The organism is Paenibacillus sp. B-A-8 (assembly GCF_048572915.1).
Taxonomy (GTDB): domain Bacteria; phylum Bacillota; class Bacilli; order Paenibacillales; family Paenibacillaceae; genus Paenibacillus_AQ.
Genome location: NZ_CP183882.1, coordinates 649,941 through 674,443, shown reverse-complemented (window position 1 = coordinate 674,443; position 24,503 = coordinate 649,941). Strand labels below are relative to the sequence as shown.

The window sequence follows — 24,503 nt, the reverse complement described above, 5'->3', positions numbered from 1 at the left end:
GTTTATTGATTTACCTGCTGTATCTTCTCTTCTTCCGTCTTCAGGAAGTCGGGCTCAGGTGAGGTCTTCTTGATAAAGAAGGCTAATACCAAAGCAATCACAGTGATCCATGTAGCAACGGCAAAGGCATGTGTAACCCCGCTAATCGTTGCCTCTTGTGTGAGCTTAAGCATCGCAGCTTTATCACTTTGCGAGACAGCTCCGCTCATTAGGGTATCCGTAATTGTGCTCTTGGTTTTATTAGTCATTAGACTGACGAACAACGCCATCCCTAATGCCCCCCCAACCGTCCGCAACGTATTAGACATGGCCGTACCATGTGAGCTTAAACGCTGTGGAAGCTGGTTAAGTCCCGCAGTTACAATTGGCATAGATAACATCGACATTCCTAACATCCGTACCGTGTAATTAATAATCATATGGGTATACGTTGTACTGTCCGTAAGCCTACTAAATTCCCAAGTAGTAACGACAGTAATGAGAAGACCTATTACAGACAGCCATTTCGCACCTATTTTATCAAATATAATCCCTGTGATCGGAGACATAATTCCCATTAGTATAGCCCCCGGCAGCAGCATAAGTCCGGACTCCATCGGCGTAAACCCACGGATCGTCTGTAAATAAATCGGCAGCAGAATCATACCTGCGTATAACGCCATTGTAATAATGATATTGATTAATGTGGTTAGTGAATACATATTGTATCTGAAAATCCGGAATTCAAGCAGCGGAGTATCTGTAGTAAGCTCTCTCCATACGAATAAGGCCAAAGCAACCACACCTAAAATTAGGCAGACGATAACCGTCGTGCTTCCCCAACCGTCGGTTCCGGCATCACTAAAACCGTACAACAACCCCCCAAAACCAAGCGTAGATAGTATGACACCCGGCTTATCCAGCTTTGGAGAGGTTGTTTCTCCTACGTTCTGCATCGTCTTCATCCCCAGCAGGGTCGATAATACAGCAAGTGGAAGAATAATAAAGAACAGCACACGCCAGGAATAGTTCTGAACTACCCAGCCCGATAAGGTCGGACCCACAGCTGGTGCAAAAATCATAGCGACTGCCATCAGGCCCATCGCTTTGCCCCGTTCTTCAATCGGGAAGATCCGGAGGAACACAATGTTCATTAGCGGCATCAAAATCCCGGCACCAACAGCTTGAATGACTCTGCCGACCATGATCATTTCAAAGCCTGTTCCAATTGCGCACACAAGTGTACCTATAGAAAAAAGTGACATCGCGGTAATGAATAACTGGCGGGTCGTAAACTTTTCCACCAGAAATGCACTGATCGGAATAAGTACCCCGTTTACGAGCATAAATCCAGTTGTTAGCCACTGTGCCGTAGTGGTGGCGATTTTTAAATCGTCCATTATGCTTGGCAGCGCAACATTAAGAAGTGTTTGGTTCAACAGCGCTACAAATGCACCTATTAATAGCGCCGCAATGATTGGGCCTCTACGAATATGCTTTGTTGCTGCTGCAGCGTTAGCAGTAGTAGTACTCATAAATTCTTGTTGTCTCTCCCTTGCTCTAATATCTGAATGATTTCGCTATGAATCCTAAGTAACTCTCCTGCATCCTCAGCAGGCACATTTGACAGTGGAAGCAAATACTTTCTAAGTGATTGTTTGCTTCTTTCTCTGATCTCATTCCCTTTCTCAGTAATCGCCAATTTGTATATACGTCGGTCCACCTCGGAACGATGTCTTGTAATCAACTCAGCTTTCACCATCCGGTCCACAACTCCGCTTGCTGCACTATTTCCTAAATGCAATAACTCCGCAAGATCAGTGATTCCAATATCAGGATGTTCGGATATTTTGCGTAGAACCATTAACTGGGTAGGCGTAATATTCAGCTCTTCGGCATCTTTCCAAAGCAACTGCTGAAAAGCATGACTAATGCGGCGAAAAGAGGAGAATATATCATCTAATTGTTGCTCCTTGTCCTCCAAATCTCCACCTCCATAAAATAATTAGTTAAAGTATCAAATAGTTCGTATGCGTACTATTTTACGACTTAACTAAATTTCAGTCAACGATTTACTGTAACTTTCCGAAAACCCATTATCATCTTGCAGAAAGAACGCAAAGATAAGGTCAAGCTGTTAAAATACAAAAAAAGCGGACCAAGTGAATTCTTGGTCCGCTTTTTATATACGGTTCGTCTATATCCTTGACTTTTTATACTCAGGACAAACTGTATGAACCTTCAAGCAGATTCTGCTGCAACGGTTTAAGTGATTGTTCTAAATCCAATACAGCCTGCCCCTCCTGACTGCTGGCAATCGACATCATCAGCTTGATACGATTCGCTTGGTTAACCACGCTAACTCCAGCATCATAATCAATGGCAATGATATTTGCACCTGGATATAACTCCTTAAGCCCCTTAATCATCCCGCGCCCAGTAATATGGTTGGGCAAGCAGGCAAACGGCTGAATACAAGCAATATTATTCACGCCATTATCCATCAAATCCATCATTTCCGCGGTCAGGAACCATCCCTCACCCATCTGATTTCCTACAGATACCAGTCTGCTGGCCTTCTCAGCAAGACCATAAATATTCTCCCGTCCTTTAGCCAGTCCCGCATCCTCAAGCGCAAGCTTCATCGGCTTACGATAAATCTCCAGATAGGAGATTAACATCGGATTAATATATCCCAACCGTTTACTTTTGCCGAACTGCTCGGCTTTGTAGATCGGATTGTACACACAGTAAAAGATAAAGTCCAAGAAGTCCGGCATTACCGCTTCTCCACCCTCCGCCTCAATCATCTCAATGATGCGGTTGTTGGCATCCGGGTGAAATTTAATTAGGATTTCACCAACAATGCCCACTCTTGGTTTAGTAACACCTGTAACGGGCAGCTTACAGAAGTCTGCAACGATTTCACGAATCAGACGTTTGTATTCTCGGAACGAGAAGGTGACTAAGCTGACCTTACAGCGCTCCATCCCCTTGCGGAATAAACGTTCAGCACTCCCTGGAACAACCTCATACGGTCTAAAGTGATTTAGCAGTCGCATCATAAGATCACCATAGCAAGCTGCGGCTATCAACCGATTTGCCAGCTTAAGACTGATACGAAAGCCCGGCTGGTTCTCCATTCCAGAAGCATTGAGTGAAATCACAGGAATTTGTTCAAGGTCTGAATCTTTTAAAGCTTTGCGGAGCAAAGAAATATAATTGGTCGCGCGGCAGCCTCCGCCCGTCTGTGACATGATTACAGCGGTACGATTTGGATCATAGTCCCCGCTCTTCAATGCTGACAGAATTTGCCCTATTGTTACGATTGCGGGATAACATGCGTCATTGTTGACGTATCTTAGACCTTCTTCTGTCTCTTCAGGTCCAGTAGTCTCAAGGATCTTGAGACGATATCCCGCATCCCGGAAAACCTGCTCAAACAATTCAAAATGAATGGGCGACATTTGCGGCGCAAGGATCGTATACGTTTCTTTCATTTCCTTCGTAAAGGCTACATTAGCCTGTACTTTAGGTGCCTTCTGTGGCAGCACCTTGCCTTTTTCACGCTCGCGCATCGCTGCCAGCAGTGAACGTAGTCGAATGCGAGCTGCGCCAAGGTTGCTAATCTCATCGATTTTGATCAGCGTATATACTTTGTTATGCCTTTCCATAATATCTTGTACGGCATCACATGTAATCGCATCAATCCCGCAACCGAAGGAAGTCAATTGAACAAGCTCCAGATCGGTTCGGACTGCTGCAAGCCGGGCTGCGCGGTACATCCGAGCATGATAGGTCCACTGATTAACAACCGCCACATCCCCTTCACTTCGGTCCAAATGGCAGACGGAATCTTCTGTCAGCACGGCGAGTCCCATACCGGTAATCATATCCGCTATACCGTGATTAATTTCAGGATCCGCATGATAAGGATGACCACAGAGAAGTATTCCCTTGTTCCCAGTGCTGGCGAGATACGCAAGCGTCTCCTCACCCTTGGTACGCACATCACTTTTAGCGCGATCAGCTTCTGCAAGTCCTGCCTGTACAGCAGACGTAATCTCTTCTTTCGGAATCCCAGTAAATGTCTTCACGAGTCCCTTGGTCAGTGCAGTTCTATCGTCAAAGGTCAGAAACGGGCTGACCAGCGTAATTCCCTTCTCCCTAAGCCCATCCATATTGTTGCGAATAACCTCAGGATAAGAGGCGACCACCGGACAATTGAAATGATTATCCGCTGCTTCATCCTCCTTCTTCTCATACACCACCGCAGGATAAAAGATAAAATCGACATTTTTACCAATCAAGCTCTGCACATGTCCGTGTGCCATCTTTGCTGGATAACAGATCGATTCGGAAGGAATCGTATCCATACCACTTTCGTAAAGCTTCTTGCTTGATTTAGGAGAGAGAAGCACCCGATAGCCAAGTTTGGTGAAAAATGTGTGCCAAAATGGGTAATTCTCGAACATATTCATCGTACGTGGAATGCCGACTGTGCCCCGTGCTGCGTCTGCCTCCGGTAATGCCTCATAGTCGAAAAAGCGCTCATACTTATATTGCATCAAATTTGGCAGTACATTCTTCTCTTTCCGGCCTCCTGCACCACGCTCGCAGCGATTACCTGTAACGTAGAAGCTCTTATCCGGGAACCGACTGATCGTTAAAGCGCAGTTATTCCCACAGCGACCACAACGGCCTGAAGATACCTCGTACTTAAAGTTTGCAATTTCCTCCGGTCCAAGCAACGTACTTTTTCCGTCAGCCCCTGCTTGCTCACGAGCAATCAGCGCACACCCGTACGCACCCATCACTCCAGCAATATCCGGTCTAACTACGGTTCTCCCCGTTAGGCGCTCAAAAGCACGCAATACAGCTTCGTTATAGAAGGTGCCGCCCTGAACAATAATATTTCGCCCGAGATCCTCAGGATTGCGAATTTTAATTACTTTTTGCAATGCATTCTTAATCACAGAATAGGCAAGACCTGCCGAAAGATCCGCCAGTGAAGCACCTTCCTTCTGAACCTGCTTCACTTTAGAATTCATGAATACTGTACAGCGCGAACCCAAATTAACCGGTTTGGTCGCTTCCAGAGCTGACTTGGCGAACGCCTCGATGCCTAAGCCTAGCGCAGAAGCAAAGCTCTCAAGAAAAGAGCCGCAGCCTGCCGAACAGGCTTCATTGAGCATCAGACTGTCGATCGCGCCGCCGCGGATCTTGATGCATTTCATGTCCTGTCCGCCGATATCCAAAATAAAGTCTACCTCCGGCATGAACTTAGAAGCGGCCTTGTAATGAGCAACCGTCTCCACTTCACCACCGTCCGTCCATAAAGCGGCTTTGATTAAACCCTCTCCGTAACCTGTCACATAAGAGCCTGCAATATAACAGCCTTTAGGCAGAATCCGATACATTTCTTTCAGTGCCTCACTGACAGAATACAAGGGGTTCCCTTTATTACTTCCATAAAAGGTATATAGAATTTCGTCAGCGGAGCCGGTCAATACAAGTTTGGTTGTTGTTGAACCAGCATCGATCCCCAAATAGCAAGGGCCGCGATACACCGCCAAGTCTGATCGGGCAGCAGAGGCTTTACCGTGGCGTAGACGGAACGCAGCAAGCTCATCAGGATTCTCAAAAAGCGGCGGTAATTCTGCATCCATAGCCCGATCCGCTGAAAAATCCACGGCAGCTATTCGCGCGAGCCAACCTGAGAGCGGCAAAGCTGTCCGATTCGCTTCGGAAAGAGCAGAGCCAATTGCTACGAAATACTGCGACCGGTCAGGGAATAAAATATCCGATTGCGCAAGCTCAAGGGTCTCCGCGAAACGCTGACGCAGGGCTGGCAAGAAGGTTAGCGGGCCGCCAAGGAAAGCCACCCGTCCACGAATCGGGCGTCCGCAGGCGAGGCCACTGATCGTCTGATTGACGATACTCTGAAAGATCGAGGCCGCAACATCCTCTCGACGAGCCCCTTCGTTCAGTAGCGGCTGTACATCGCTTTTGGCAAAGACCCCGCAGCGTGAAGCTATGGGATAGATTCGCTCATGCTTTTCCGCCAATGCGTTTAAGCCCGCCGGGTCAGTCTGCAGCAGCGATGCCATCTGATCGATAAAGGCTCCCGTCCCACCCGCGCAAGCCGTATTCATACGCTGCTCAATGCCACCTCGAAGGTAAATGATCTTGGCATCTTCGCCACCCAGTTCAATCGCCGTATCACATTCTGGAATTAGCTCGCCAATCGCCTTCGTACAGGCAATCACCTCCTGAACGAACGGAACCCCTCCCAGCTTGGATAAAGATAAGCCAGAGGAACCGCTTACAGTAAGGGTTGCTTCTCTCTCCGGAAATCTGATCTGTACATCAGACAGAAGAGAGAGAGCTGCTTTTTTTATATCGCTATAATGTCTAACATAGTCCTGATAAACAACAGTATTACGTTCTATGACAACCAATTTAGCAGTAGTTGATCCGATATCAAGGCCAATACGCAGCATTATCACTACACCACCTCGTCTTGCTCCAAATTTGAAGCAATTATGAGGAAACTATATCATGACAACACCTTATGAAAGCTGTTAAAAATGTAACAGACTTTTACAAAAAGTTATTAACAAACTTTATGATTTGGAAATCCCTGCTATGGTAGATGCTACATGCCCTTTCACTCGTACTTTCCGCCATTCTTCGACTAAGATCCCCTGCTCATCAATCAAAAAAGTAGAACGTACAATGCCCATGAATTCTCTTCCATAAAGCTTCTTAAGCTGCCATACACCGAACATTTCACTTACCTTATGATCCTCATCAGACAACAGTGGAAAGGGTAGACTATTCTTCTCCGTAAACCTTATATGCGAGGCCAAGGGATCTGGGCTGATGCCTAAAACAACCGCACCAAGCGCAGTAATCTGATCATGAGCGTCACGGAATTCGCAGGCCTCCTGCGTACAGGCTGGTGTCATATTTTTAGGATAAAAATATAAAATGACCTTTCGGCCCAGGTACTCATTTAAACTAACCTCTTGCCCACTGGAGGACGGAAGGGTGAAATTCGGTACTTTTTGTCCAATAGCTACTACGTTCAAGTTATATCCACTCCTTCTTAATATTGGAGGATTGAGCATGAATTGCGCGTATCCCCAAAAGAAATTATAATGTAGAGAATGTGAATGCGAAAGGAAGAACGAGAAATGCCACCTAGAAAGAAAAGGCACGCAAAGACTAATAAGTCAAAAAAGAAACCGCTGCTTTGGACCCTGGCCATTATACTCCTACTTATTATCGGTGGAACCATTTATTACTTCACTTCCATTGTCAATGAGCTTGGCAGCATGTCGAACACCGAGAATTCACCATTCAAGAATGCTGAAACCGTTGATGTTGACACTCCAGAACCTCCAAAGTGGGAAGGTACAGAGCCTGTTAATATACTACTAATGGGCGTGGATGCCCGCGGTGTCAAGAAGGGGGAAATTCCTCGTTCCGATACAATGCTCGTCGCCTCACTTGATCCCGTGAAGAAGAAAATCAGCGTATTCTCAATTCTTAGAGACACTTACGTTCCGATTCCAGATCACGGTGAAAAACGAATTAATTCAGCTATCATTTATGGACCTAACACGGCGATGCAGACTGTAAGCGATCTGCTCGGCATCCCGATTCAATATTATGTCTACACGGACTTCCAAGGATTCATCAAGCTAGTAGATGCCGTTGGTGGTGTAGATTATGAAGTCGAGAAAGATATGGTGTACAAGACCATTGCAGATGGTCCGGAGTATGACATTGATCTTAAAAAAGGATATCAGCATCTCGACGGTAATAAAGCTCTGCAATATGTACGTTTCCGACATGACGCTACCTCCGACTTCACTCGGACCGAGCGCCAGCGTGCATTTCTCAAGGTTGTGGCTGACAAGCTGATCAAGACCACATCCATAATCAAGCTACCGAATATCCTGTCTCAAGTTACGCCTTATATCGAAACCAATTTGACAGTAAATGATATGTGGAAGCTTGCAACCGTCGGGTATGATAGTACCATGGGCGGTAGTGAGCAAATTCCGCCAATGGATCTGCTCAAAGAGGAAACTACAAGTGACGGATCGCAGGTTATAGGCATTCGCAGTGAGAAGAAATTAAAGGAATTTGTTCAGGATACCTTAAATGGCCCTGAGCCAACGCATACACCTTCAACTTCACCAGGGACTACTTCAAGTAGTAACACTAGCGGAACCCAATAAAGATCTGACAAGCAACGTTCACAAGTAGACACTACAGGCAATGGTATAATACGGGCGGACAGCGGAAACACCGTTGTTCGCCCGTTGCCATGAGCACCAACAATCGAAAGGATGATCACATTATGAATCGTTCCACATCTGAGCAACTTTATCACGAAGCCCTTCAACATATCGTTGGAGGTGTAAATAGCCCTTCCCGCTCTTTTAAAGCTGTTGGAGGCGGAGCACCTGTATTTATGAAGCGTGCCAGTGGATCTCACTTCTGGGATGTAGATGGCAATGAATATATCGACTATCTTCAAGCCTATGGACCGATCATTACCGGCCATGCTCACCCACATATAACGAAGGCAATTACCACTGCAGCTGAGAATGGTGTTCTTTACGGAACCCCAACAGAGCTCGAAATTAAGCTTGCTAAAATGCTTAAAGAAGCTATTCCATCTATGGATAAAGTCCGGTTTGTCAATTCCGGCACAGAAGCGGTTATGACTACCATTCGTGTCGCTCGTGCTTATACAAAGCGCAGCAAAATCGTAAAATTCGCTGGCTGTTATCACGGCCACTCAGATCTAGTGCTTGTTGCAGCAGGATCCGGGCCTTCTACGCTTGGTATTCCAGATAGTGCCGGCGTTCCAAGCAGTATTGCACAGGAAGTAATCACTGTTCCTTTTAATGATCTAGATAGCCTGCAAGAGGCACTGGAGAAATGGGGCGAGGATGTCGCCGCTGTAATGGTTGAACCGATCGTCGGTAATTTCGGTATGGTTATGCCGAAGCCTGGATTCCTCGAAGGGCTCTGCAAGCTGGCTCATGATAACGGCTCACTCGTTATTTATGACGAAGTTATTACTGCCTTCCGCTTCCACTATGGTTCCACTCAGACCTATGCAGGACTGGATAACCATGAAGACATTACTCCTGACCTGACAGCACTCGGCAAAATCATCGGCGGCGGCCTACCAATCGGCGCGTACGGCGGTCGTAAGCATGTGATGGAACAAGTAGCACCGCTAGGACCGGCATACCAAGCGGGAACAATGGCGGGTAATCCTGCTTCAATCTCCGCAGGGATCGCCTGTCTGGAGGTGCTGAGCGCAGAAGGCGTATACGATGAGATGGAGCGGCTTGCGATCCGTCTTGTCGATGGACTTCAGGAATCTGCTGACCGTCATGGCATTCCACTGACAATCAACCGCATCCGTGGTTCATTCTCCACTCATTTCTGTAAGCATCCGGTTACGAATTACGATGAGGCACAAGATACAGATGGCGAATTGTTCGCCAGCTTCTTCCGTCACATGTTGAACCGTGGGATTAACCTTGCCCCTTCGAAATATGAAGCTTGGTTCCTAACGACAGCACATACCGATGCGGATATCGATGCTACACTGATTACAGCTGAAGCGTCATTCGCCGCTATGGCGTCTGAGAAATAAGAAGTAATTTACGGCCACAAAACATACAGAAACCTACCACCAAATTCTGGTGGTAGGTTTTTTGCATAGGTACTATTCGAAATCGACTTGCTTGTCCAATATAATTTCCGTCAAAGCAGGTCCAAACATTCGGTCAACTCCAGGTATTAAGGAAAATTGGACCGTGTCCAGATCTGTTGGCAGCGGCGGTGAGACCAAAAACTGCATTTGTGTATGAGCGCCCCCTCCGTGACCTCCATGCGGCTGGATTTCATAGACTGCCTCACTGATAATCTCCAATGTTAAAGCGGCTCTAAGATGAATGTGCTCCACCGTTTCTTTTAAATACTTAATCTCCACAGTAACTATACTAAGCGTTTCATACTGCATAGCATGTGTAAGTGTATATTCGCAATCTTCGAAGACTATCCGCTTCACAATTGGAAGTACACCAAGTAGCAAGCCGGGCTCTTCCCAATATTTCCGTCTGGGTACAGCCTCATTCAGACTGTGTATATACTGTACAATCTGAGAAGTGTCCATCTCGAATCTGGTTGACCACTCCTCAAGAAGCTCACTCTCTGGGGAAAACCGTTTTTTGCCTGTTATAGCTTTACGTTCCTGAATCAGAGTCAAAATCTGCTCATCAACCTTTTTAACCTCATCATTATATTCGTTGACCACGCCTCTTATTGGCATTCTCCCCCAAGCCATTCAATAACCTCCTTCTGATCTTAAATTTAATTCTTATCTATTCGCTATAATGTTACCTTCCGTGGATTAATTTGTAAAATAATTGAAATCATACAATCCTGCAGATGACAAAAAAGCGTGCGTTCCTCAGCTATAAGCCGTAAGACCGCACACTTTTTTAAATCAAAATTATTCTCCTACTTACTCGTACAAGTTACGGATCTCCACTCCCTGAGGAAGCTTGAATGGATTCTCCTTGTTAATTCGATCATAGAACATGATCCCATCGAGATGATCAATCTCATGCTGGATGATGATGGCTTGGTAGCCCTTAAATTTAAGGACCACTTCCTTACCCTCAAGATTATATCCCTTAACCTTCACAGATTCGTATCTCGGTACAAATCCATGCACTGGTCGATCAACGGACAGACATCCCTCACTCTCCGGTAAGTACACCATGGTTAGTGAGTGACTGATGATTTTAGGGTTAACCCAAGCATGCTCTACGATCTTTCCTCTCTCGTCCGTAGAATACATCACGAACATACGCTTCGTAAGTCCGATTTGATTCGCCGACAGGCCTACACCAGAGCGTAAATTGTATTCTTCGGAAATTTCCGGGTCCTGACTGTTCTTTAGAAACTGAAGCATACACTGCAGAGTCTCACGATCCTCCTCCTGCAAAGGAAGCTCCACTGGCCCAGCTACGGTACGAAGTACGGGATGACCTTCCCGTACAATATCATCCATAGTGATGATATATTCAGCACTGAATTTTGAACTAGACAATATTCCATCCACCTTTGCCTTACGGGCTTAATTTAAGTACTTATAATATAGTATGCAGATTTATGGATTAATGAAAGCAGTTCGCAGTTTGCTACTATAATTCACATCGAATCCAAGTCCGGTCGCCAATGCGGCAAGGGGAAGATAAGTTTTATCTTCTTTGCCTACCTTTTGCAGAAAAGCAGGGGTATCAATGGCTACATTCTGTCCATTCACCTTAATGAATTTACTGCCAATCGTGATTACGACAGTCCGTCCACCATATTCGATAGTTGCGCTAGAGGTCTTATTATCCCACTTTCCGTTAGCGCCTACGGCATTCAGAATATCTTTAAGCGCCAAGAAGTTCTGACCATTCTTAAGGATAGGTTTATTCGGTGTATTTAACTCTACACCCTTTACTACAATCGACATCGGTACAGTATCCGTAGCCATTGCTGCTACAGTAGGAATGCGGTATTCCCCCCATTGTAATTCAGCAAATACTTTTGCAATGGTCTCGTATCCGAGCTGCGTAGGGTGAAAATCCGCTTGTCCTGCCCCAATAATATGTGTGAGTGAGCCTTCTGAGCCGGCAAACTTTGCCGCCACATGAGCTACTAATACCTTTGCTCCTGGTTGATTTACGCTTGCGGCCACACGATCTGCCGAATCCGTAAATTGGGCTGCTGCGGTCATCAATTTGGTGTACATTGCACCAAGAGCAATCTTAGGAGCAGGCTGATATTGGTCAGCCAGTATAATTGTTGCTTGAGGATTTATCGCACGAATATTCTCAAGAGTCGCCTTCACATTCGTATTATAATCCGCTAGCTTCTGCTCCAGCTGAGATTCGAAATCTGTATCTGTCAGTTCCTTAACCTGTAAGAAAAGACGGCTTACATCATTCCCCCCAATTGTAATCGTAATCAGATCGGCTTCCTTGAGCTCTGATGCGATCTGCGGGGTTAACTTGGCGAACTGGTCTATCCGTGGATCTGGCAGACCTGACTGAATACCTTCAGCGGTAATCGCTGAGCCGTCCTTGATGGCTCCTGTGTAATTAAGTAGTCCAGCAGTGGTCAGTCCAAGAATACCATAATTGGTAAGCTCGCTTCTGCCATGATACCACCCCTGCTCCAGTAGCCGCTCCGCATAGCCGTAAGGCTTAGTATTCACATCCGTCATTCCCGGCTCGTATCCGGCAGTAATCGAATCGCCAAGAGCTACGATGCGAAAGACATCCTGACTTGCGTTTTGTGTTGCAGACGTGTCAGCCGCATTTGCCGATCCGGCACCTACACCAATTAGCACAGATAACAAAAGCATACCGCTTGTGCCAGCTGCTAAAATTCTTCTCCACTTGCTTAGCATCGTATCCCTCCCAAAATGTTCTAATTCTCATTCTACCATCCCTGATAGCAACGCAAAAGAGCGGCCTCCCATATTCGGGAAACCGCCCTGCAAATCACTATTCTATTCACAACTGGGAACCTTTATATTATTCTTTATCTGAATTCTCTTGTGAATTCAAATTCTTCCCGGCGCGCTCCAAATATTTATCATAACGATCGTCCAGTTCATGTCCAATCTTACGATAACGAAGCGTCTCCTCCACAATAGGATCCATTGTGGTCTGGATACGAATTTCATACTTCGGAGAGATTTCACGGATTTCTTTAGCAGTACGGTCACCCTGTTCCATCTCACCATCTACCAACATTTCACTTAGCTTGCGTTCCAGATCATCCTTCTCGCTCATGATGCATCGTCCTCCCTAAAGCTTATATCCTGTTGCTTCAGCATTCTTCAGTGACGAAACCAAATATTCGTGAATATGACCATTACTTGCTACTAAATGACGAGTGCCAATATCGTATGGACGACCAAGCGTATCCGTGATTCTGCCCCCTGATTCAAGGACTAGCAGCACTCCTGCAGCACAATCCCAAGGGCTTAAGCCTACTTCCCAGTAGCCATCTACTCGACCCGCTGCTACATAAGCCAAATGTAGAGCAGCCGAACCTCCTGCACGAATACCACGAATCTGTGGAAGAACGCTCTGCAGTCCCGCCATATTCACAGGTTGTGCAAATTCACGGTCCGGTGGAAAGCCCATAGCAATCAAGCTGTCTCCAAAAACGTTCTCCGTAGAAACTGCGGTAGGAACACCATGCATATAGGCTCCCTTACCTTTTTCAGCTACGAACATCTCATCACGAATCGGATCGTAAATTACACCAACCGTCAATTCTCCACGAATCACCAAAGCAATAGAAACACAGTAAAAAGGAAATCCGTGTACAAAATTAGTCGTACCATCTACAGGATCTACAATCCACAGATATTCATGCTCACGGGCTTCTTCCAATGCAGCGGTTGCTGCTGCTGCACCCGGGGATACACCTTCTTCACCGAGGATCGCATGATCTGGAAAATGCGTCAGAATCAACCTGCGGATCATCTGTTCAACGCCTTTATCTACTTCCGTAACCAGATCCTGTGCCGATGTCTTCGTATTAAGTTCCTTCACCAGGCCCTGTCTGCTCTTTATCCATTCTCCTGCTTTGGCAGCAGCATTAATAGCTACCGCCGTATGTCCCTTGCTCGATACTACATAGGGTTCACGTTCGTTCTTACCCTCTGGTTTTAAAGGACTCATATCTTCACTCCGCTTCCTTGAACATAATCGCCATTGGCATGAAATTTAAAGCAATCCTATTCACAATACCGTGCAATACGCCAAAACGTTCTCAAAGTTCCGCCATAAGGGATACCCAATTGGTTGTATGATCCCTTGAATGTTATTAGTAATAAAGTTTCATTCAACGTACCCTATTTCAAGTTACATATCAAGTCATGATAGGACCCGTATTCGGGACCTATCGCCTTATTTTCATTGTTTAAGGTTCGATATTCACACTTGCCCCATTTAATACGGAAATTCCGTTACCGGCATCAGCCAGCTCCTTCATTGCTTCCATCAATCCAAATAACGCACCATCTTTTAGTTTCGCCTCAATCATAACATCGACAGCAGGAGTATCTGCGGCAATACGCTTTAAAAAGGCTACTAATGGCGCAGGTTCTACGCCGTCTGCATGACTGCGTGGGTCAGACGGACTGCGCGGACTAGAGACATGAATCTTAGGCGGCAAAAGCTCTCCCGCTGGAACATCCTTCAGTGAAAGCTCGCTCCGCCATGTCTGTTGAATGTCAGGCCATAGCTCCCAAGGGAGCTCTCCTTCATTATTCACCCATTGATGGTGAATATCCAGCACCATCGGCAGACCTACATTCTGACAAACCGCTAGTGTCTCCGGGGCTGTGAAGGTCTTATCATCATTCTCCAGCGTAATACGCTCCTGCAGCGCTGCTGGCAGCTCGCAGAAATGCTTCTCGAACCGCTTGGCTGCCACCGGCTTGTCCCCATAGGCTCCGCCAATATGAATATTATTCTTCGCCATGGCAGGAAGTCCCATGGCATTTAGCATGTCCGTATGGTGCTGCAAATCCCGGATGGAACTTATCAGCACCTCAGGACGGGGTGTACTAAGCACTGTAAAGTGATCTGGATGAAAGGACACCCGCATCCCATGTTTTTTCACATATTGCCCCACTTCCGCGAATTCCTCTGCGAGCGCAGCAAACGGATTCCAATCCTGTAAATCAGGATGCGTCGCCAGAGGAATTAATTTGGAAGTGAGACGGTACACAAAAATGTCCGAACCCACATTATGCTTCATTAGTCTCAGCGTATTGTGCAGATTCATCCGAGCGAGGTTCTCCAAACGCCGAAGTGCCGCTTCACGGTCATCCAGCTTCTTGAAGGAGGCCATCGTCATAGTCTTGGATGGTGAGCAGTCTTTGATAACGGTGGACATCGCTACATATCCAAAACGGACAATCATCCCTGCGCTCCAAAAAACATTTCATCTGCTAGTGCAGTCTGCACTTTGGACTCTTCTTCATTCAATTTACGCACGAGTTCCATTTCGACCGCTGTAACCTCATGCCCCTGAAAATTAATCTCTGCAATCGAGGCAGAGATTTTGACAATCGCTACAGCTACATTCTCAGGTGTGTAGGCAATCACCTTCTGACCCGTCGGATACACGCGAAAGCCCTGCTTCACCATTTTGGTACGACCGTACTCCAGCAACTCATAGAGCTCTTGTTCATTCTTGAACTTACAGACGGAATTGAATTCAGTTTGAAAACCCATATTTCTTCGCCCCTTTCCAGTCGGGATGAACCCGCTAGCAGCTTCAATTACTCGTTGTCATACTTAAGACCTTGTTTGAAATTATAGCGCTCTAAAGCTAACTCAATCATACGGTCTAACAGAGCTCTATAAGATACACCTGTCTCACGCCACAATAGCGGATACATGCTGTAAGGTGTGAAGCCAGGCATAGTGTTCACTTCGTTTATTAGAATTTTACCATCCGATCTCCGCAGGAAGAAGTCCGCCCGAGTAATACCACTACCCTCAATGGCTCTAAAAGCGGTTATCGCGGACTCCCGCAGACGATCGGCAACTTCAGAATCTACTGGCGCAGGAATCATCATTTGCGATTTGCCGTCCGTATACTTAGCTGCGTAGTCATAATATTCTCCAGAAGAAACGATTTCACCCGGGACAGAGGCCTCTGGCTCATCATTTCCGAGCACCCCGACCTCTACCTCACGAGCATCCACGAATTCCTCAATAATGACTTTGGTGTCATAACGGAAGGCAAAATCTATAGCTTTTACAAGACTCTCCTTATCAGAAGCCTTAGAAATACCTACACTTGAGCCCAAATTTGCAGGCTTAACGAATACTGGATACCCCAGTTTATCCTCTACACCCACAATCAACTCATGACTTTTTCTTTTCCAAGCGCTGATGTTAAAATAACAATATTCACACTGGTCCAGACCGGCATCAGCGAACAGCTTCTTCATGACAACCTTATCCATACCTGCCGAAGAGGCAAGAACACCAGCCCCGATGTAAGGAATATTCGCCATTTCGAACAAACCTTGAATCGTTCCGTCCTCACCATACGTGCCATGCAGCAGCGGGAACATGACGTCCACCGTTTTTTCAGCACCGGACAGTCCACTAAATACTACATTCAGGGCTGTGCCCATATCTTCAGTTGCATCTGAAAGCTTGAGCTGCTCTACCTCACTATAAGGTGCCGATAATGTCTCTCCGACTTTCCATAAACCCTGTTTTGAAATGTAAAAAGGGATAATCTCATATTTATCGTAATCAAATGAGTTCATCACGGCAAAAGCCGTCTGTAGCGATACCTCATGTTCTCCGGATTTGCCCCCGTACACTAGCCCTACGGTTAGTTTTGCATTCCCCATACCTTTATTACCTCTTTCTGTCTTATAAATAGTCGTTAATATGAAAAAAACGGTATTTCGTTTGATCCGTCCAAGCGTAGGAATCACGATAGTCCCAGAAGCGATGACGGCTGCTAACTGTACGTGCATTCACAAGCGGCATGCCACCAGCATCAAAGGCTGTGACGATCGTGCTGTGCTGATATTGCCCGTTGCCATCCCAGTCATATTGAATGATATCGCCAAGCATCAATTGCTCCGGCCGCTCCATCACTTCCGCACGCAAGCCATTGCTCCGGCTAACGCTCAAATAGCGCTGCAGACTGTCTGATACAGCCCAGCTATAACTCCACCATTCTTGTTTCCCTTGGTAGCCTTTGTACCACCAACCCGTTTCTCTTTTACCAGTATAGTTGATAGGTGCTCCCCCTGCAAAGAGGCATTGGGAGACATAATTCGTACAATCCACCTCAAATGTTTCGAACTCTGGATTACCGTCTTTCCACCAACGGTCGGCATAAGCCACCGCTTCTTCACGGTTGTAGCGAACCTCTCTTGAGCCCGGGATCTCCCCCAGAATATTCCGGTTCAGAAGAGGCTGTGATGGCAACGGAGCTGGTAAAGCTTCACCCCACTTGGACAATCTGCCAGATAACTCTACCTCTGCTCTATGAACCGTATTTCTTTCGGGAATAGTTCGTTCTATAGCAGCGATTTCCCAGCCCCCTCCGTCCCGCACAAAGGTCAACCGCTCCAGCTCAACCCTATCCTCGCGGTGATTAACGCCTCCTTTTTCATAATAAAGTGCACTATGCAGTGTAACCTCTGCAACCACCTCAGTCGGAGTCTGCCGGACGGTCCGTAAAGTCTTTACACCTGTTTCCCCTCGCAGCGGAGTGATCCCACGAGCGTTATACCATTCAGCGATTCGGCGTGAACGTTCCCCTTGCTCCACCAAAAAGCGTGGATCCTTAACGGACACGGAAACGGTTTGCGATGAGGACTTAGGTTCCACCCTGGCCTTATTCACTTGATCTACATATACATATAGACTTTGCTTCCATTGTTGCTCCATTATACTCGCACCCCTTCATTCCCTTTTAACTGCTGCTCTATGTATATGAAAGGAAACAGGCCGCTATACAGATCGCTTCAATTTACATGGCAAGGCATACGCTTTGCTTATAGCTCTCGTTTTTGGGGTAACTCTAAATGGTTTTAGAGATGCGATATTAGGGCTTTATATATAGGAAAAAAAACTTTACTCCCCTCTTTGTAACCGTTATAATTAAATAACATGCAATGTGAAATTGAGTTTCAATAGATGAAACAAGGAGGCGCACATATGCCAAGCAAGGATCATTTCTCGTTGGCCCGTACCCTAGAATCAGGTGGCAAATCTTATCGCTATTATGATCTTAACTCCCTTGAGGAACAAGGATTGGGCTCTATCTCTTCCCTTCCTTTTTCAATCAAAGTATTACTTGAAGCAGCTGTTCGTCAGTTTGACGGACGGGCAATTACAGAAGAACACGTGAAACAATTGGCTGATTGGTCAGGTGACATTGACCGCAATAAAGAAATTCCGTTTATCCCTGCTCGTATCGTACTTCAGGACTTTACCGGTGTACCGGTAGTCGTAGATCTGGCAGCTATGCGTGATACCGTAAAGAAAGCCGGAGGAGATCCTAAACAGATCAACCCGCTCGTTCCCGTTGACCTTGTAATTGACCACTCTGTTATGGTTGATGCTTTCGGTACGGCAGATGCTTTGGAATACAATATGAACGTGGAGTTTGAGCGTAACGAGGAACGCTACCGTTTCCTTCGCTGGGCACAGACCGCTTTCAATAACTTCCGTGCAGTTCCTCCAGCTACCGGTATCGTGCATCAGGTGAATTTGGAGTATTTGGCTTCCGTAGCCACTACTAAAACTATCGATGGTGAAACTGTCGTTTATCCAGATTCCCTTGTTGGAACGGACTCCCACACTACGATGATCAACGGACTTGGTGTTGTAGGCTGGGGTGTTGGCGGTATTGAAGCTGAAGCAGGTATGCTCGGACAACCGCTCTATTTTGTTACACCAGATGTAGTGGGCTTCAAGCTTACAGGCAGCCTTATCGAAGGGGCTACAGCAACAGACTTGGCACTGACAGTAACTGAAATGTTGCGTAAAAAAGGCGTAGTCGGCAAATTCGTCGAATTCTACGGTCCTGGTCTTGCTAACATCAGTCTTGCTGACCGGGCAACAGTTGCTAACATGGCGCCAGAATACGGAGCAACGATCGGTTTCTTCCCTGTAGATGAAGAGACACTTGCTTATTTGCGCAGCACAGGTCGTCCGGATGATTTGGTAGAGCTCGTTGAATCTTATTACAAAGCACAAGGGATGTTCCGCACTTCGGATACACCAGATCCTGAGTTCAGCGATGTAATTGAACTTGACCTAGCTTCTGTCGTTCCAAGCTTGGCTGGACCAAAACGTCCGCAAGACCGGATTGAGCTTACCCACATGAAAGAAAATTTTGAAGGTATTATCCGTACACCTGTAGACAAAGGCGGTTATGGCCTCAGCGATGAGAAAATCGCCCAAGTTGTAGAAATAGAGCATAAGAATGGTACCACTAGCAAGCTCAGTACAGGCGCAGTCGTAATCGCAGCTATTACAAGCTGTACAAATACTTCTAACCCTAGCGTTATGCTTGGAGCAGGTCTTTTGGCGAAAAAAGCGGTGGAACGTGGACTGACCAAACCAGCATACGTTAAGAGCAGCTTGACTCCAGGATCATTGGTAGTTACTGAATATTTGGAAAAAGCAGACCTGCTGAAGCCACTTGAAGCACTGGGCTTCTACTTGGCGGGATATGGCTGTGCTACTTGTATCGGTAACTCCGGTCCACTGCCTGAAGAGGTTAGCCAAGCCATTACTGATAACGATATGACCGTCGCTGCTGTAATCTCCGGTAACCGTAACTTTGAAGGCCGTGTACATGCTCAGGTCAAAGCCAACTACTTGGCTTCACCACCGCTCGTAGTTGCTTATGCACTGGCTGGTACTGTAAATATCGATTTGCAGACTGAACCGCTCGGATTTGATCCACAAGGTGAGCCAGTATTCCTGAAAGATATTTGGCCTACGACTGCTGAAATTCGTGAAGCGATTGGTCTTTCCCTTAGCCCAGAGATGTTCCGCCGTAAATACGAGAATGTATTCACTGCTAACGAACGCTGGAATTCGATCCCTGTTCCGCAAGGCGAGCTGTATGAGTGGGATGACAACTCCACGTATATTCAGAACCCGCCATTCTTTGAGCATCTGGCAGACGGTCTGGGAGACATCAAGGATATCAAGGATGCACGCGTTCTGGCGTTGCTTGCTGATTCCGTAACGACCGACCATATCTCACCTGCAGGTAATATCTCTACCTCTGGTCCTGCCGGCGAATATTTACGCGATCATGGTGTAGAACGTGCAGACTTCAACTCCTACGGCTCACGCCGCGGAAATCATGAAGTCATGATGCGTGGTACATTCGCTAATATTCGGATTCGTAATGCAGTAGCTCCAGGTACAGAAGGCGGAGTTACAACCTTCCTGCCAAGCGATGAAGTCATGTCCATCTATGACGCTTCCATGCTGTATCAGGACGCTGGACAGAATCTCATCGTTATCGCCGGTAAAGAATACGGCACAGGAAGCTCACGTGACTGGGCTGCCAAGGGCACGCTTCTGTTGGGTGTTAAAGCTGTTATCGCTGAGAGCTTTGAGCGGATTCACCGCAGCAATCTGGTTGGTATGGGTGTGCTTCCACTGCAATTCCAGGAAGGACACGGCTGGAGCAGCTTGGGACTGACCGGACGCGAGACCTTCAATATTACTGGACTTGATAACGAGGTGCTGCCAGGACAAGAACTCACTGTCACCGCAACCCGCGAAGACGGTACTCAGTTCGATTTCCCTGTCACAGCACGTCTCGACAGCACGGTTGATATTGATTACTATCGCAATGGTGGTATTCTACAAACTGTGCTTCGTCAAATGCTGGCAGATGCCACAGATTCTTCGGCTGTGTCGGTAGAATAGATTTAATAAAGGACTGTCTCATGGTCAGGAATGACCATGAGACAGTCCTTTTTTTTGGGTGCCCCAGTAGCCGATTGTTGGCTGCTGGGGCCTCTTTGTTGTGTGAGGCCCTTTCCTGAGTCTGGTGGGCTAAGGGGGTGATTAGGATCTTCTGAGTCTGAAAGGCTCCGGCGTTGCAGGTTTCATGCTTAATAATGCAAGTCGAGCGGAGTCACTCTGGAAGCTTGCTTTCAAAGTGACTTAGCGGCGGAGGGGTGAATAACCGCACGGGTCACAGACATTCCGGCTCTGGCATTGTGACGTTAGGCTTTGCCATATATCCCAGCATAATTACTCAAGGATTGCCAAAAGTAGCACTGAGTCGCTTAGTCTTCATTTACCCGTTATTAGCTAAAGCAAGCTGCCCTTCCAAAAAACAAACAGCGATCCTCCAGTAACGGAGTGATCGCTGCTCTACTTCATAATACATGCATATTCTTCTTATGGAATCATCATACCCATTTCACTTGCTGCTTCCTTTAAGATGGCGGCATACTCCACTAACGTATCCCTAGACAGACGGCTGACCGGCCCTGACAGCGATAACGCCGCAATCACATTTCCACTACGGCCTGTGACAGGTACCGCCACAGCGGCCGCACCAGACTCACGTTCTTCGAAACTCGTGGCATACCCCAGCCGGATGATCTCATTAAGCTGCTCTTTATATACTTCCTTCTCAACGTAATCCGGCCACTCCGAGCTCTCCAGCAGTTCTCTCAACACCTCAGGTGGTGCATACGCTGCCAGCACTTTACTCGACGCTCCTACAGATAATGGCAGCCTCGCACCGATCTGTGCGACTCGACGAATTGCCTGCTGGCTCTGTACCGCCTGAATACGCACGCGTTCAATACCATCCCGTAAGTAAAGACTGACCGTCTCACCGAGTCGATCTCTCAGCCGTTCCATAGATGGCAGTAATACCGCTGCCGACTCGTCAAAAGCAGGCAGATGTGTGGACAACTCCCAAATTCGTATACCCAGTCTATATTTTTCTGTCGCCGGATTGCGAATGAGAAATCCCTTTTCCTCGAGTGTTGCCAGCAATCTGTGGACTGTACTCTTATGTAAATCAATCTTTGATGCGATCTCCGTCAACCCTAAATCACTATCCTGCGTAAAACAAAGTAATATGTCGAGCGCACGTTCTACCGCGCGTACCGTTAGCTTTCGGTCCTCCACAGTAATCCCCCCTCGTGTTTCATCAAATGAAACGCGGTTACATTATTATTAATTCTATCTTAGTGCAAAACTCTACGGAAAGTCCAGTATATTCACTGAGCCGGAAAAGACTGACCCGCACTTTACAGTTATATTACAAAAGGGTCCAATTCATTGACTTTGTAAGGGCTTAAACATACGATAAACATATTAATATATTACTGATGCTTTAGAATCATTTTCGACAAATTATCCTAGGCACTAGTACTCACATCATACTTAGGAGGGGACCTTATGGATCTGACAACCAGCCGAACCGGCACGTCAGTCTCCCGTCGTCCTAAACTACCTAAACAGGGCAGTTCATCACGACTTTCGCTGCGGATGATACGTGTTAAGCATATTATCGTTGCATTGTTATTATCTATATTTTTCTTTTTAGTATTTTGTTTTGTCTCACTTCATGGCTACATCGCCTGGGTGCTATCCAATCCAACGGTAGCTCCTCTGTACTCCAATCCTATGATTGCCAAGGGTCTCGCCTACGAGGATGTTACCTTTCCGGCTAAGGACGGGAGTCGCATGATGAGCGGTTGGTATATCCCAGCCAAGGACGCCACTAAAACTATCATATTCAGTCATGGCTATGGTGCCAACCGCGAAGAGTCTTGGGTACCCATGTACGATCTCGCTCACTATGCACACAGTCTGAATTTCAATGTCGTAATGTTTGATTACGGCTTTGCTGCCCAAGGGAACAAGGATATTGCAACCGGTGGCAAAAAAGAATCTCAGCAGCTTCTAGGCGCCATTGATTTCGCTAAGGAACGCGGGGCACAAGAGCTCGTTGTTTGGGGCTTCTCTATGGGTGCTGGCACAGCACTGCAAGCAGGATTAGTATCTGAGGATATCGACGCGATGATTCTGGACAGTACCTTTTTGCTAGAACCAGACACGCTGTATCATAATATTAAGCAGAATATCGACCTACCGCGCCAGCCTTCTCTGGCGATCATGGAAATGCTGTTCCCGGTACTGAACGGTACAGGATTAGATCAAATTCCTTATGCAAAGGTTAAATCCAAAGACTATCCTTTCCCTATCCTGTTCATGCATGGAACCAAAGACGATAAAGCTCCTTATCCTATTGCCGAAGAACTGGCAGCGAACCAGAACAATCCTTTCTCTGATTCTTGGATCATTGAAGGTAGTCATCACGAGCTATTGTTCCGCGAGCATCCCCGTGAGTATTTACGGCGGGTCTCCGCTTTCTTAGGGAATGTTCATCTAGCTAAAAGTACTAAGGGTGATCAGCCAGCGATGGCAAGTAATTAACTAAACGATAATAACCAATCGAACAGCCTCTTCCAGGGACAGAAAGAAGTGTCCCCAAGGAAGAGGCTGTTTTCGTCTCCAGAATAGAAGAAGCCCGAGGAGCGACAGCACTCGAGATGTATGTTCTTCATAACCTTCCAAGACCGTTCATATAATGGACTGATGAAGACATATCACGGGAGGTTTTCTTGGCATGCTATATGTATACGGGCCGATGCTGCCAGTACGTATTTTGGAAGAAATCGTATTTTGGAAGACACAAGAGAAAGAGCATACTGAAGTCATCAAAGCGATCGTGCCTAAATTGGAGGAGCCTTATGTGAAACTCCTCGATGAATGGGCCGTTGTTTTCGGTGCAACTGAGCAGGCGGCACAGCAGCTATTGAATGCCGCACTCTCTGCTTCTCCACCCCCACAGGCGGAACTCACTGCAGAAACTGAGAAACTGCTACATATCTCCTGCATTCAATCCCAAGAATTCGTTCGGCAGCTCTTTGCCATCATGGAGAGTAGCGCAGCGGTCAAAGCCGTCCCCCTTGCAACTACTGTGATTCTGCATATTATTCGCGAATCAGAATACTTCCTAGCCGTACTGCAGACACTCAGCTCGCCCGGAAAGCTTTCACAAGTCATGCGCGATTACACAGAGGATTATGTCGTAAACATCGATACAGACAATACCCTGCGGAATGATGGATTCACTACTTTTACTGACACTGTGCCTGATATCCGCGATAAAAACGACGCGGTACCCATTGGCGGCCATACACTACCTCCCTTGCCTTACGCCTATAATGCACTAGAACCTTATATTGACGAAAAGACGATGAGAATTCATCACGATAAGCACCATCAAAGTTATGTAGACGGATTAAACAAGGCAGAAGTTAAACTAGCGGATTCCCGTAAGAACGGGGACTTCGATCTCGTTAAGCATTGGGAGCGAGAGTTAGCCTTTAATGGTGCAGGCCATTATCTCCACACGATCTTTTGGAACGTGATGTCTCCACAAGGAGGCGGACGCCCAACAGGAGCTTTACTAGAAGCTATAGATCAAAGCTTTGGAAGTTATGACAGCTTTAAGAAGCAGTTCACCGAGGCCGCGAATAAAGTAGAAGGTGGCGGATGGGCCATTCTCGTCTGGAGCCCGCGCAGCCATAGACTAGAGATTCTTACTGCAGAAAAACATCAGAATTTATCGCAATGGGACGTTGTTCCACTCTTAGCCTTGGATGTTTGGGAACACGCCTACTATTTGAAGCATCAGAATAATCGTGCGGATTATATTAACGATTGGTGGAAGGTCGTCAACTGGCCATATGTATCAGAACGTTATGCTGCCGCTAGTAAACTGGCATGGAAGCCTTATTGATCTTATTCCACTTTGTAGAGAAGATAAAGTTTATTCCCATTTACTGACCC

Annotated in this window: 19 protein-coding genes; 5 read left to right on the top strand and 14 right to left on the bottom strand. The window is 46.6% G+C overall.

The genetic code is table 11. From position 1 onward, the window contains the following. Window positions 1-2 precede the first annotated feature (2 nt). The 4 genes from ACN6MV_RS03070 to bcp all read right to left on the bottom strand — a co-directional run bounded on the left by ACN6MV_RS03070 (window position 3) and on the right by bcp (window position 7,073). Window positions 3-1,514 carry a DHA2 family efflux MFS transporter permease subunit gene (locus ACN6MV_RS03070; protein WP_042123972.1) on the bottom strand — a complete coding sequence of 504 codons (1,512 nt, stop codon included), beginning with the start codon at window positions 1,512-1,514 and terminating at the stop codon, window positions 3-5. After that, entirely contained in the window at window positions 1,511-1,963 is a 453-nt protein-coding gene (locus ACN6MV_RS03065; protein ID WP_042123971.1) for a MarR family winged helix-turn-helix transcriptional regulator, read from the bottom strand. The genes ACN6MV_RS03070 and ACN6MV_RS03065 overlap by 4 nt, the downstream gene beginning before the upstream one ends. A gap of 235 nt (window positions 1,964-2,198) precedes the next feature. Further along, entirely contained in the window at window positions 2,199-6,482 is a 4,284-nt protein-coding gene (locus ACN6MV_RS03060) for an acyl-CoA dehydratase activase-related protein (protein WP_419885651.1), read from the bottom strand. 123 nt (window positions 6,483-6,605) lie between these two features. Continuing rightward, the gene (gene bcp / locus ACN6MV_RS03055; protein ID WP_042123969.1) at window positions 6,606-7,073 is read right to left on the bottom strand and encodes a thioredoxin-dependent thiol peroxidase; all 468 of its coding nucleotides are present in this window, start codon (window positions 7,071-7,073) and stop codon (window positions 6,606-6,608) included. A gap of 105 nt (window positions 7,074-7,178) precedes the next feature. On the opposite strand from bcp, the gene ACN6MV_RS03050 reads away from it, so the two are divergent. After that, complete coding sequence (locus ACN6MV_RS03050) at window positions 7,179-8,231, top strand: LCP family protein (protein ID WP_419885650.1); 1,053 nt, start codon at window positions 7,179-7,181, stop codon at window positions 8,229-8,231. A 122-nt stretch (window positions 8,232-8,353) separates the two neighbouring features. Next, the gene (locus ACN6MV_RS03045; RefSeq protein WP_419885649.1) at window positions 8,354-9,670 is read left to right on the top strand and encodes a glutamate-1-semialdehyde 2,1-aminomutase; all 1,317 of its coding nucleotides are present in this window, start codon (window positions 8,354-8,356) and stop codon (window positions 9,668-9,670) included. A 72-nt stretch (window positions 9,671-9,742) separates the two neighbouring features. Here the strand turns inward: ACN6MV_RS03045 and ACN6MV_RS03040 are convergent, their stop codons facing one another. The 9 genes from ACN6MV_RS03040 to ACN6MV_RS03000 all read right to left on the bottom strand — a co-directional run bounded on the left by ACN6MV_RS03040 (window position 9,743) and on the right by ACN6MV_RS03000 (window position 17,531). Then, on the bottom strand, window positions 9,743-10,363 hold the full coding sequence (locus tag ACN6MV_RS03040) for a hypothetical protein (RefSeq protein ID WP_419885648.1): 621 nt from the start codon (window positions 10,361-10,363) through the stop codon (window positions 9,743-9,745). A 180-nt stretch (window positions 10,364-10,543) separates the two neighbouring features. Further along, window positions 10,544-11,095, bottom strand: a complete 552-nt coding sequence (gene def, locus ACN6MV_RS03035; RefSeq protein WP_339291225.1) for a peptide deformylase — start codon at window positions 11,093-11,095, stop codon at window positions 10,544-10,546. 99 nt (window positions 11,096-11,194) lie between these two features. Next, entirely contained in the window at window positions 11,195-12,487 is a 1,293-nt protein-coding gene (locus ACN6MV_RS03030; RefSeq protein WP_042123961.1) for a stalk domain-containing protein, read from the bottom strand. Window positions 12,488-12,614: 127 nt separating this feature from the next. After that, complete coding sequence (locus tag ACN6MV_RS03025) at window positions 12,615-12,875, bottom strand: hypothetical protein (protein WP_042123959.1); 261 nt, start codon at window positions 12,873-12,875, stop codon at window positions 12,615-12,617. Between the two features lie 15 nt (window positions 12,876-12,890). Then, window positions 12,891-13,775: an inositol monophosphatase family protein gene (locus ACN6MV_RS03020; protein WP_042123958.1), complete on the bottom strand. Its 885-nt coding sequence runs from the start codon at window positions 13,773-13,775 to the stop codon at window positions 12,891-12,893. Between the two features lie 241 nt (window positions 13,776-14,016). After that, entirely contained in the window at window positions 14,017-15,024 is a 1,008-nt protein-coding gene (gene uvsE, locus ACN6MV_RS03015; protein WP_419885647.1) for a UV DNA damage repair endonuclease UvsE, read from the bottom strand. Beyond that, window positions 15,021-15,338: a hypothetical protein gene (locus tag ACN6MV_RS03010; RefSeq protein ID WP_042123954.1), complete on the bottom strand. Its 318-nt coding sequence runs from the start codon at window positions 15,336-15,338 to the stop codon at window positions 15,021-15,023. The genes uvsE and ACN6MV_RS03010 overlap by 4 nt, the downstream gene beginning before the upstream one ends. Window positions 15,339-15,385: 47 nt before the next feature. Further along, complete coding sequence (locus tag ACN6MV_RS03005) at window positions 15,386-16,477, bottom strand: D-alanine--D-alanine ligase (protein WP_042123951.1); 1,092 nt, start codon at window positions 16,475-16,477, stop codon at window positions 15,386-15,388. Between the two features lie 22 nt (window positions 16,478-16,499). After that, window positions 16,500-17,531, bottom strand: a complete 1,032-nt coding sequence (locus ACN6MV_RS03000) for an amidase domain-containing protein (RefSeq protein ID WP_081953979.1) — start codon at window positions 17,529-17,531, stop codon at window positions 16,500-16,502. Between the two features lie 270 nt (window positions 17,532-17,801). Here ACN6MV_RS03000 and acnA point away from each other — a divergent pair, with 270 nt between their 5' ends. After that, on the top strand, window positions 17,802-20,543 hold the full coding sequence (acnA, locus tag ACN6MV_RS02995; protein WP_042123947.1) for an aconitate hydratase AcnA: 2,742 nt from the start codon (window positions 17,802-17,804) through the stop codon (window positions 20,541-20,543). Window positions 20,544-21,023: 480 nt separating this feature from the next. Here the strand turns inward: acnA and ACN6MV_RS02990 are convergent, their stop codons facing one another. Beyond that, window positions 21,024-21,767: an IclR family transcriptional regulator gene (locus ACN6MV_RS02990; RefSeq protein WP_042123945.1), complete on the bottom strand. Its 744-nt coding sequence runs from the start codon at window positions 21,765-21,767 to the stop codon at window positions 21,024-21,026. Window positions 21,768-22,040: 273 nt separating this feature from the next. Between ACN6MV_RS02990 and ACN6MV_RS02985 the strand changes: the two genes are divergently transcribed. Continuing rightward, window positions 22,041-23,081, top strand: coding sequence for an alpha/beta hydrolase (locus ACN6MV_RS02985; RefSeq protein WP_042123943.1), 1,041 nt, complete (start codon window positions 22,041-22,043; stop codon window positions 23,079-23,081). A 193-nt stretch (window positions 23,082-23,274) separates the two neighbouring features. Further along, window positions 23,275-24,453 carry a Fe-Mn family superoxide dismutase gene (locus tag ACN6MV_RS02980; RefSeq protein WP_339289068.1) on the top strand — a complete coding sequence of 393 codons (1,179 nt, stop codon included), beginning with the start codon at window positions 23,275-23,277 and terminating at the stop codon, window positions 24,451-24,453. Window positions 24,454-24,503 lie beyond the last annotated feature (50 nt).